Origin of the sequence: Mesorhizobium sp. M0663 (assembly GCF_040320585.1) — a bacterium.
GTDB lineage: Bacteria > Pseudomonadota > Alphaproteobacteria > Rhizobiales > Rhizobiaceae > Mesorhizobium.
In genome coordinates this window covers 1-10,682 of sequence record NZ_JAMYPX010000066.1, presented here as the reverse complement: position 1 = coordinate 10,682, position 10,682 = coordinate 1, and the positions used below count along the sequence as shown (strand labels likewise).

Here is a 10,682-nt window from a genome sequence, read left to right as displayed (position 1 = left end):
CGATACGGCGCCCTACTCTTCACCCCACAAAACGCCAAAAAACACCCCCCCGCCCTACCCCCCCCACGCCTGGCCCCCAACTGAAAGCCAAACACCCCGCGGCGGCCCCCGGGGCGGGCCGCGATTTCCTGCCTATCGCGGAGTCATCGATGTCCAGCCCGGAAAATCCGATCCTGTCGGTCAGTCGCGTGGAGGCCGTCTACAACCGCGCCATCGCCGCCCTGCACGGTGTCGACCTGTCGGTCGGCAAAGGCGAGATCGTCGCACTGCTCGGCTCCAACGGCGCCGGCAAGACGACGCTGCTACGCGCCGTATCCAATCTCCTCCCGGCCGAGCGCGGCACCGTTACCGCTGGCCGGATCACTTTCGACGGCGAGGATGTCTCCAGGGCAAGCCCCTCTCACCTCGTCCGCAAGGGTCTGGTCCAGGTCCTCGAGGGCCGACACTGCTTCCGCTCGCTGACGGTCGAGGAGAACCTTCTGACCGGCGCGCTCGGGCGTTCGTCCTCCCGCACCGGCGTCAAGGCCGACCTCGACCGCGTCTATGCGCTTTTCCCCAGGCTAGCCGAGAAGCGGCGAACCCGGTCCGGCCTCACCTCCGGCGGCGAGCAGCAGATGACGGCGATCGGCCGCGGTCTGATGTCGCGGCCGAAACTCTTCGTGCTGGACGAGCCTTCGATGGGGCTGGCGCCGCTGATCGTCGACGAGATTTTCAGCGCTTTGAAGCGGCTCAATCGGGACGAAGATCTTTCGATCCTTGTCGCCGAGCAGAATTCGGCAGTGGCGCTGAAATATGCCGACCGCGCCACCGTGCTCGAAAACGGAAAGAGCGTTCTGGAAGGGTCGGCCGCCGACCTGCGCCAGCGCGACGACATCAAGACCTACTATCTCGGCGGCACGCCGCTTCCATCGCAACATTTTCCCCAGGAGACCGCAGCATGACCATCCAATCGAAGCAGCCGTCCGATATCCGCAGCGCCGTCCCCCCGGTCGAGCGTCCGTCGGCCAGAGCGCATGTCATCAAGACCGACGCCGAGGCGATCGCTGTGGCGGAAAAACTGGCCGCAGACTTCGCCAAGGACGCCTCCAGGCGGGACCGCGAGCGCATCTGGCCGAAGGAAGAGCTCGATGCGTTTTCGCAGAGCGGCCTGTGGTCGATCAACGTGCCGAAGGCCTATGGCGGACCGGAACTCTCCTATGTGACGCTGTCAAAGGTGATCACCATCATCTCGGCGGCCGATCCGTCGCTCGGCCAGATTCCGCAGAACCATCTCGGCGTGGTCGCCGCCATCCGCACCGTCTCTGACGAGGCCCAGAAGCAGTTGCTCTTCGCCGAAGTTCTGTCCGGCACGCGGTTCGGCAACGCGTTCTCGGAATTCGGCTCCAAGCGGGCGGCCGACTTCGAGACCAAATTCGTCGACGCCGGCGACCACGTCGTGGTCAATGGCCAGAAATTCTATTCGAGCGGCGCGCTGCTCGCCCATCTGGTGCCGATCGTGGCGCTCGATGACGAGGGCCGGGCCTGGTATGCCATCGCCGATCGCGGCGCGCCCGGACTGACGGTCATCGACGACTGGTCGAGCTTCGGCCAGAAGACGACGCTGTCCGGCACAGTCCTGCTGGACAATGTGAAAGTGCCGAAGACGCATCTGGTCCCCGGCTACAAGGGCTATGACCGGCCGACGGCCGACGGCGCCATCTTCCAGATCATCCAGGCCGCGGTCGATCTCGGCATCGCCAAAGCAGCGATCGACGAAACCGTCAACTTCGTGCGCACCAAGTCGCGTGCGTGGATCGACAGCGGCGTCGATCATGCCTGGCAGGATCCCTATACGATCCAGGCTATCGGCGACCTTCGCCTGCGGGCCAATGCGGCGCAGGCCGTTCTGGACAAGGCCGGGCTGGCGGTCGACCGCGCTGTGCTCGACCCCAACGATAAGACCGTCGCGGAAGCGCAGATCGCGGTTGCCGAATCCAAGATCCTCACCACCGAGATCGCCATCAACGCCACCAACAAACTGTTCGAACTCGCCGGCACGCGATCCACACTGGCCGAGCACAATCTCGACCGGCATTGGCGCAACGCCCGCACCCACACGCTGCACGATCCGGTGCGCTGGAAATACGCGATCCTCGGCAACTACTACCTGAACGACGTCAATCCGCCGTTCCATGCCTGGAGCTGAGCGAGACGCCGTCAAGTCATAGAGGACTATTCATGAGCAATGCCATCCCCGACCGGATCAAGATCCTGTGGTTTCTCCCGACCCATGGCGACAGCCGCTATCTCGGCACCTCCGAGGGGGGCAGGGCGGTCGACTTGCCCTACCTCACCCAGGTCGCCAAGGCGGCCGACGCCATCGGCTACTACGGCGCGTTGCTGCCGACCGGGCGCAGTTGCGAAGACAGCTGGGTGGTGGCGTCGGCGCTGGCGCCGCTGACGCAGCGGTTGCGCTTTCTTGTTGCCGTCCGTCCCGGGCTGCAGTCGCCGACGCTCGCGGCGCGGATGACCTCAACGCTCGACCGCATTTCGGGCGGGCGCCTGCTCATCAACGTCGTCACCGGCGGCGACCCGGTCGAGAACAAGGGCGACGGCATCTTCCTCAGCCATGACGAGCGCTATGAGGTGACGCGGGAGTTTCTCGATATCTACAAGGCCGTGCTCAGCGGCGAGACCATTGCCTTCGAAGGCAAGCACTTCCGCATCGAGGACGGAAGGCTGCTGTTCCCGCCTGTGCAGACGCCGCATCCGCCGCTCTATTTCGGTGGTTCGTCGGAGGCAGCGAATGCGGTCGCCGCCGAGCAGATCGACAAATATCTGACCTGGGGCGAACCACCGGTCGATGTCGCCGCAAAGGTCGACCATGTGCGCGGCCTTGCCGAGAAGGCGGGACGCGCGGTGAGCTTTGGCATCCGATTGCATGTCATCGTCCGTGAAACCAATGACGAAGCCTGGGCCGATGCCGATCGGCTGATCAGCCGTCTGGACGACAAGACGATCGCCGAGGCGCAGAAGGTGTTCGCGCGCATGGACTCGGTTGGCCAGTCGCGTATGAGCCGGTTGCATGGCGGCCGCCGCGACAAGCTGGAAATCAGCCCGAACCTGTGGGCTGGCGTCGGCCTGGTGCGCGGCGGTGCGGGCACCGCACTGGTCGGCGATGCGGCTACGGTGGCGGAACGGATCGATGAATACCGGCGCATAGGCATCGATACATTCATCCTGTCCGGTTACCCGCATCTGGAGGAAGCCTATCGCTTCGGCGAACTTGTGTTGCCGCAGTTGCCACTCGATCACGAGATCTCAACGCGGCCGACGGCCGTCAACATGGGCCCCTTCGGCGAAACCGTGGCCGGCGACCATCGCCCGTCGGCGCTGCGCGCGAGCCAGTCTTGAGCGCCAGCGGACCGATCATAGCGATTGTCGGCGGCGGCTTTTCAGGTGCGGCGACTGCGTTTCATCTGGCGCGACTGCTCCCGGCCGGTGCATCCGATATCGTCGTCGTCGAGCCCCGCGAGGGGCTCGGCTATGGTCTGGCTTATTCCACGGCCGATCCGGCACATCGTATCAATGTGCCGGCGTCGAGAATGACTCTGATCTCCGGCCAGGACAGCCACTTTGCCGACTGGCTGGAGCAGACCGGCGCCGTTCTGAATGACGCCGAGGCGATCACTACCAACGGCGCGGCCTATCCACAGCGTCGCGTTTTCGGCCGTTATGTCGAATCCCACCTTCAGCCATTTTTGCAAAGCAAGATGATTCGGCACGTCCGATCCGCCGTCGCGTCGGTCGAGCGTAACGGCGACGCATATCGCCTCATCCTTGCCGACGGCGGAACGCTTGCGGCCGATGCATTGGTTGTCGCAACGACTCATCCGCCGCCGGCCTTGCCGTTGGCCATGCAGTCCGTGGCTGGCATAGCTGGGCTGGTGGCCAATCCCTATGACCTCGAGAGCTTGGAAGCGATCAGCCGCAATGACCATGTCCTGGTCGTCGGCACCGGACTGACGTCCGCGGACGTGATCGCGACCCTCGACCGCAAGGGGCATCGTGGCAGCATCACAGCACTTTCGCGCCATGGCTACCGCTCGCGCAGCCATGCAGCCTCGCGTGGCGATCCGATCGGCGATTTCACGACCCTGCCTTCACGCAGCGCGGCGGCACTGTTCCGGCGCATCCGGGCCACGATCCTTGATGCCAAGCGTCAGGGCGAAGACTGGCAGCCGGTGCTCGATGCCGTCAGGCGTCAGGGACAGGCCATCTGGCAGGCGTTGCCGCTAGCCGAGCAGCGCCGCGTGGTGCGTCATCTTCGTGCGCTGTGGGATGTGCATCGCTTCCGCATCGCGCCACAGATCGCGGCCGTGCTCGATCGCCGCGTTGCCGAGGGCAGGCTTGCCTATCGCGCCGCATCGATTGTCGGCGCCGAACAGGTCGACGGATGCATTCGCGTCGGGCAGCGGCTGCGTGGCCAAACCGGCCTCGTTGTCGAGGCTTTCGACAGTGTGATCGTGACGACCGGACCGGCGCACGCCGATATCTTGCGGACCAACACGGCGATTGCGGCGCTCGAGAGGATGGGATTGGTCCGGCTCGACCCGATTGGTCTTGGTTTGGAGACCGACCGCCAAGGCCGTGCGGTCGGCACATCCGGGCGCCCGACCGACAGCATTTTCATCAGCGGGCCACTGGCGCGCGGCAGCGTCGGCGAACTGATGGGAATTCCCGAGGTCACCGCACATGCCGAGCGCATCGGCGCCGAAATTCACCAATGGTTGGGATACCAAACGGCGTTGCGTCGCAAGGCGTCGTGAAGCTGTGATTAGCATGAGTCTATTCAGATCACACTGACGGAACGCATCGCCAAGATTGAAAGCGCATTCGAGGTTTATGAAAGGGCCATTGGTCGCAGTGCCGCTCCTGGCGCTTTTCGCGTTTGTCGCCGACGCCGCCGAAGTCGCCCAAGTTCAGGTGGAAAAACTGCGCGTTTGAGCGGAGTACGGTCTTCGGAGTTGGATTCTCGGAGAGCACCGAACTAGTCTAGGCGACGAGCTTGGCTGCGTGTGCCTTCAACTACTGTTGGCTTCTAACAACTCCAATCGGATGTCAGGGGGAGTGACGCCTCTGAAAATTTGTCGATAACTGTGAGTTCAGATTTTGGCGACGATCTTCACCATAAAGGGATGAGCTGCAATTTCTAGCGACGGCCGCGCTAGGGACGGGCCTCCAGCACCATGTTGAACGGCGTCTCCGTGGCGCGACGGAATCGCTTGAAGCCGCCGCCGGTCACCACCTTGCGTAGCCGCGCCTCGCCGGCCTGGGCGCCAAGCCCGAGCCCGACTTCCTGCGACAGGGACGCGGGCGTGCACACGAACGTGGAAGCGGCATAGTAAACGCGTCCGACGGGATTGAGGTTCGCCGTTAGATGATTATGCGCGAACGGCTCGACGATCATCCACGTGCCATCCGGCTTGAGCGACCCGTGGACATGGGTGGCGGCGCCCCCCGGGTCGCCCATGTCGTGAAGGCAATCGAAAAAAGCGACGAGGTCATAGGTGCCGGGATAGGTCTTGGCGGCCGCGACCTCGAAGCGCGTGTTGGCGCCGACGCCGGCTTCCTCGGCGGCCTTGCGCGCGCGCTCGATCGAAGGGGCGTGATAATCGAAGCCGACGAAGTGCGAATTGGGGAAAGCACGTGCCATGAGCACCGTCGATGCGCCATGACCGCATCCGACATCCGCGACATCCACGCCGCGTTCGAGCTTCTCGACTACGCCCTCCAGGGCCGGCAGCCAGGAGTCGATCAGATTGGCATTATAGCCTGGACGGAAGAACCGTTCCGTACCGCGAAACAGACACGCGCTATGATCGTGCCATGCAACGCCCTTACCGGAGTGGAATGCCTGCCTCACCTTTTCTTCGTCGAGCCACAGCGCGGATAGGAACTCGAATGCGCCAGCCATGAAGGCCGGGCTGTTTTCATCGGCGAACACCAGCTCCTGCTCGGCGTTGAGATAGAACTGGTCGTTGGATTCATCGTAGTCGACGTAGCCCGCCGCCGCCTGCCCGGACAGCCATTCCCTTACAAGGCGCTCCTGGGTACCGGTGCGTGTCGAAAGTTCGGCGGCCGTCATCTTGCCGCCTTCGCGCAATGCCTTGAACAGGCCGAGTCTGTCGCCCAGCAAGACTCCCGCGCCCGTAGCGATCGCACCGAGATCGCCGACCATTTTCCCCAAGAATGCGTCCAACTTTTCCTGACTCGCTTCAGACATCGGAATCTCCCTTTGGGCTCGATCTCTCCCAGTAAAAGCCTCACAAGGGGAGAAGAATGGCGAAATTGGAGCCCGGGCCCATCCTTTGGCGTCCACGCGCGGGCCGACCACCATAATGGCGGGTTCGGCCGAAAGCAGCTTCTTCGCCGCTGCCTCGACTTGGTCGATCGATGAGGGCGGCGCGGCACTGGTGTAGCCGATGCCAAGACCCGACAAGCGTGGCTGCAATCGAACTGGAGGAATCCAGATTGTTGGTAGCATAGGTGCCGATCAGATATTTCTTGCTCGCTTTTAGCTCGGCCTCTGTCGGCCCTGTTTCCGCCAACTCCCTGATCACGTGGCGTATCAGCCCGAGCGTCTCGGCCGCCCTGTCGGCGCGCGTCGCCGTGGTCACGACAAGCGCATTGGAATGCTGGTGGTCTTTCAGGCTGGAATGGATACCGTACGCAAGGCCGCGCTTTTCGCGCACTTCCTGGAACAGACGCGAGGTAAATGGCAAGCCTCTGAGTATTTTGCTTATCAGCTGTGCGGCTTAGAATTCCGGGTCGCTGCGTCCGATGCCGGGAAAAACCAGCTGCAGCGAAGTCTGCGGCGGGTCGTAGGCGACCAATTACGCCGGCCGAGCTCGGGGCGACATCGGCCACCGGGGCGATCGCCTGCTTCTGAGGCAAATCGCCGACCACCTCGTGGAGCCTTTCACTCAGGCCTTTGGCATCAATGTCGCCGACGACCGCGACGTGCAGCCCGTCACGGGCGAAAGCGGCCTTGTGGAGGGTGCCTAGATCGGCCGGCGTTATGCCGGCGAGTCTCTCCTTGGTGCCCCTCGGCCGGCCTCGAATAAGGATGCGTGCCGTAGATTCTGCGCCGCCATGCAAGCTCGGCGATCGCGTGGGGGTCGCGCTCATTGGCGATGATGCTGGCGAGAATGTTGGCGCGGATACGGTCGACCGGCTCCTGGTCGAAGCGGGGGCTGTTAGCCGCGAGCCTGAGCAGATCGAAGGCGGCGTCCTTCCGTTCGGACAGCATGCGCATCTAGCCATAAATGCCGTCGCGCGCGCGTCGAAGCTCATCTCGGCCCCGGCATGGTCAACCGTCACCTGGAAGGCATCGCTGTCGAGATCGCCGGCGCCCTCGTCGAACAGGCCAGTCATCAAATTGGCCAGTCCCTCCTTGCCAGCAGAGTCCTGCGCGGTGCCGCCGTCGAAGACGAAGCGGATGGCTCCGGTTGTGGTGACGGGATGGACGATAAGCAAGGTTCGGGGCGAAGTGATTTGTTCCGCGGCGGCGGTATGTTTTGGTGAGGTGATCATGCGACGTCTTCTTTGGTCGGTCACGTGTTTGCGGATGATCGTGCATGTACCGTGCCAAATGAGAAAACCATTTATACGCAGTCTGGTAGATCTGACTCTGCTAGGTTGCGTATCCGACATTGTCGGAAATTGGACAGCGCCGAACGCGAAGCGGCTCGGGGCTTGCGACGATGCTTGCGCGTGCTGCTGCGGAGGGGGACATGAATGCGCCTCGAACTGGCGCGAGGCCTTCGAGGATGCCGGATCACTTAGCAAGGAGAAGTTGCTGGCGGACGACCGCCCATTCGAACCGTTTGGACGAAAATCACCCCTTAAACGGGGTCCTCGTTCGGCTCTGACGCACTCTCGCTGCGGCCACAGCCTAAGTTGCACCGACGAGGCGCGCCTGGAGCAGATCAATCTTGGCGCGGCCGTACGTTTGCCGCTTGATGAGTTTGAGCTTGGTGATCTGGCCTTCGGTCTGGCCATTCGACCACGGAGAGATAATGGCGTTGCGGACTGCGGCGATGTCCTTTTCGACCCCGTTTGCAAAGGAGCCGACGAGGCTTGCCTTCGCGCCGTCCAGCCACGTGTCCAGTTTTGCGACGGCCTTTGATCGGATCATCTGCTGAAAGTCGTCGATCAGCGTTCGCGCGGTGACGAGGTCGATTGCCGCGATCAGTACAGCGTCCGATTTGGACAGGTCGTTACGCGCCAGCGTCATGAGCCTGGCGATGCTTCGTGCCGAAGCTTTCCGTAAGAAGCTTTTGGCCGCCGGCAGGTCACGGTTTTCGCTGAAAAAGAATTCGACCGTATCGCCCACGCTGTCGACGGCGCGGTAGAGATACATCCAGCGACCACGCACCCGGACATAAGTTTCATCAACGTGCCACTTGCCGGTGACCGGACGTTTTCTCCGGTTGAAGCGTTCAAGCAGCAGAGGCGAAAAATGCACGACCCAGCGGTGGACAGTGGAATGGTCGACGTGAATGCCGCGCTCGGCCATCATCTCTTCCAGATCGCGCAGGCTGAGATTGTAGGCAAGATACCAGCGAACGCACAGCAGGATCACGGATCGATCAAAATGGCGGCCTTTGAACATGACAAACTCCCGGAAAAAAGAGCAAGCGTCATGCAGCAAATGACCTTTCCGAAAAGTTTGCGACAGAACCGTTTCATGTCCTGGTCCTCTCGATGGGCCAGAACGAACGTCAACCGGACTAGATCAGCGGGGCAAGGTCACCGCAGTCGGCCATGAATACGCCAACCCAATTACATTGTTGGAAACAAGTAACTCGAGCGAAAATGTGCAATCTTTCTTTGGCACGTATCCTAATCGCGCAGGGAGATCAATTTCCACGTCCTGGAATTCAAGAAAATCATTGTACAGTGGAAAATAGGCTTTATATACAGCCTCCTTCAAAACGAAGAGGTCCCGCCGTTGAAGCAGGCGTAGATCGTACATGCGTTGCTCGTTAGGGGTAGCAATCAATTCGATCAAGTTCTCCGGCAGAGGTTCATTAGGTTCAATGTCGATGCCGAGCGCTGCAATCCTCTTCGTCCCTGCAATGGCGGCGGCTGCTACTGTATCGTGGTGAGCCAAAGATCCGACCATGCCGGCTGGCCAGATCGGAACACCAGAGCGCGTCTTTAAGATCGGCAGTGGTGGGAATCCCAGTTGCCCAAGAAGTGTTCGGGCAATTACTCTTGCAGCACCGCTCTGGCGGCGGACTTTGGGAACAGCGCGTCCCGTAGACGTAACTTCGGAAGCGTACAAGGTCGATTCGTCAGCCGGCTCTATTGGACGAATGCCGACGAGGATGTTCTGTTGATCAATCGTGATAATCTCCATTTATCTGGTTCCTATGAGCTTTTCCAATGAGATGCTCAGTCAATGTAGCTGCGCGTTGCATTTAGCCCGACTTGGTCGTCGATCAGCAGTGGCGGCGGACCACATATGAAGTGCTTCCTACCTTTGGATCACCAAGCCAGGACTTTCCGACATTTGGTGTATTGTCGGATCTCGAGACTGAACATGGTCGGGGTGCCAGACCCCTTCCGAGCGGTTCGTTAGGGATCAAGAGCCCCGGTTAAGGGCGTTGACAATGGCTCGGGCCAGAGCTTTGCGGTTTTCCAGAACACTTATCATCGTCACGTGGTCGCCTATAATCGGTACGGCAGTAATGGCCTCCGGACTCAAGACGCGGTCCCAGCCGCGCATAGGCGAACGTGCCTCTGGGCAGAATGAACTCTTAGCTTGCCGTGCCCGAGAACTGAAGAGAGCCTCGGTGGCACAAAACTGATGTATCTCAATTGGCAGGGTTGGGACTTGGTACGCCTGCAGCGCCTTGTGGAACCGGGCGGTCCTTTCATACATCAAAACATCGTTATCGAGATTACGATCCAGAGGTATTGCCCCAATTTGCTGCCCCTTTTCAAGCAGCTGAGCGATTGAACTTTGTCCAGCAAATTGCTCCAGCACTTCGAAGCTCTCATCATCTAAGGATTCAAAAGAATCGAGCACCACGTCTCGTACCATTTGGATGGGTGATATCTTTGTCACGTTTGCAGGTAGCGTAACATCGATGAGAGCGATGAACGACACAGCGTCATCGAGACTCAGCAAGCGCTGGGCGATTGCGTAAGCCAAGATTCCGCCTGATGAGTATCCAGCGAAGCGATACGGACCCTGCGGCTGGATCTCTCTAATCGCCACGATGATGTCCGCGGCCATCGCCTCAAGAGATGGTGGACAAACCTCATTGAAAGGCGGCCATGGTAGAGCGTAAATGGGACAGTCTATGTCCATTTCGTTCGCCAAACCGAGGACATAGGAACAATCGCCCGAGCCTGTGGGAACAAAGAAGAGCGGTGGCTGCGATCCGGTTGCTTGTACGGAAATCACGCCCGGACTACAGGGCTGTGGCTCCAAATGACTCTTCGATGCAAGTTCCTTCAGAACAGGGGCTTGGAAGAGGTCGGCGGCGCTAAAGTTCAGCCCAAGATACAATGCTCGACTGAGCAACTGCACCGCCAGGAGCGAATGGCCGCCCAGTTCGAAGAAGTTGTCGTGGCGTCCGACCCGCTCGACACCGAGAAGCTCCGCCCATATCTCGGCCAGCGCCGTC

At 61.1% G+C, this 10,682-nt stretch carries 11 protein-coding genes; 5 read left to right on the top strand and 6 right to left on the bottom strand.

All coding sequences use genetic code 11. The features are described from left to right. Window positions 1–149 precede the first annotated feature (149 nt). The 4 genes from NKI54_RS35705 to NKI54_RS35690 are packed head-to-tail and all read left to right on the top strand — an operon-like array spanning window position 150 to window position 4,808. On the top strand, window positions 150–941 hold the full coding sequence (locus NKI54_RS35705) for an ABC transporter ATP-binding protein (protein ID WP_352694525.1): 792 nt from the start codon (window positions 150–152) through the stop codon (window positions 939–941). Then, window positions 938–2,185, top strand: a complete 1,248-nt coding sequence (locus NKI54_RS35700) for an SfnB family sulfur acquisition oxidoreductase (protein ID WP_352694523.1) — start codon at window positions 938–940, stop codon at window positions 2,183–2,185. The genes NKI54_RS35705 and NKI54_RS35700 overlap by 4 nt, the downstream gene beginning before the upstream one ends. A 32-nt stretch (window positions 2,186–2,217) precedes the next feature. Then, window positions 2,218–3,393, top strand: coding sequence for an FMNH2-dependent alkanesulfonate monooxygenase (ssuD, locus tag NKI54_RS35695; protein ID WP_352694521.1), 1,176 nt, complete (start codon window positions 2,218–2,220; stop codon window positions 3,391–3,393). Next, complete coding sequence (locus tag NKI54_RS35690) at window positions 3,390–4,808, top strand: FAD/NAD(P)-binding protein (protein WP_352694519.1); 1,419 nt, start codon at window positions 3,390–3,392, stop codon at window positions 4,806–4,808. Before ssuD ends, NKI54_RS35690 begins: the two co-directional genes overlap by 4 nt. Window positions 4,809–5,206: 398 nt before the next feature. Here NKI54_RS35690 and NKI54_RS35685 read toward each other — a convergent pair whose 3' ends face one another. From NKI54_RS35685 to NKI54_RS35675, 3 genes are all read right to left on the bottom strand, one after another. After that, window positions 5,207–6,265, bottom strand: a complete 1,059-nt coding sequence (locus tag NKI54_RS35685) for a class I SAM-dependent methyltransferase (protein ID WP_352694517.1) — start codon at window positions 6,263–6,265, stop codon at window positions 5,207–5,209. Between the two features lie 40 nt (window positions 6,266–6,305). Continuing rightward, a complete protein-coding gene (locus NKI54_RS35680; protein WP_352452599.1) occupies window positions 6,306–6,734 on the bottom strand; it encodes an insulinase family protein in 429 nt (142 codons plus the stop codon). A gap of 278 nt (window positions 6,735–7,012) precedes the next feature. Then, window positions 7,013–7,291, bottom strand: coding sequence for a hypothetical protein (locus tag NKI54_RS35675; protein ID WP_352496372.1), 279 nt, complete (start codon window positions 7,289–7,291; stop codon window positions 7,013–7,015). 56 nt (window positions 7,292–7,347) lie between these two features. On the opposite strand from NKI54_RS35675, the gene NKI54_RS35670 reads away from it, so the two are divergent. Beyond that, window positions 7,348–7,566, top strand: coding sequence for a hypothetical protein (locus NKI54_RS35670; RefSeq protein WP_352694515.1), 219 nt, complete (start codon window positions 7,348–7,350; stop codon window positions 7,564–7,566). A gap of 370 nt (window positions 7,567–7,936) precedes the next feature. Here the strand turns inward: NKI54_RS35670 and NKI54_RS36685 are convergent, their stop codons facing one another. From NKI54_RS36685 to NKI54_RS35650, 3 genes are all read right to left on the bottom strand, one after another. Beyond that, complete coding sequence (locus NKI54_RS36685; RefSeq protein WP_502898319.1) at window positions 7,937–8,656, bottom strand: IS6 family transposase; 720 nt, start codon at window positions 8,654–8,656, stop codon at window positions 7,937–7,939. A 123-nt stretch (window positions 8,657–8,779) separates the two neighbouring features. Then, window positions 8,780–9,406 (bottom strand): 4'-phosphopantetheinyl transferase family protein, encoded by a 627-nt coding sequence (locus tag NKI54_RS35655; RefSeq protein ID WP_352694513.1) that lies wholly within the window; start codon window positions 9,404–9,406, stop codon window positions 8,780–8,782. A 225-nt stretch (window positions 9,407–9,631) separates the two neighbouring features. Further along, window positions 9,632–10,682: thioesterase domain-containing protein (locus tag NKI54_RS35650; protein WP_352694511.1), on the bottom strand; the 1,051-nt coding region annotated here is incomplete at its 5' end.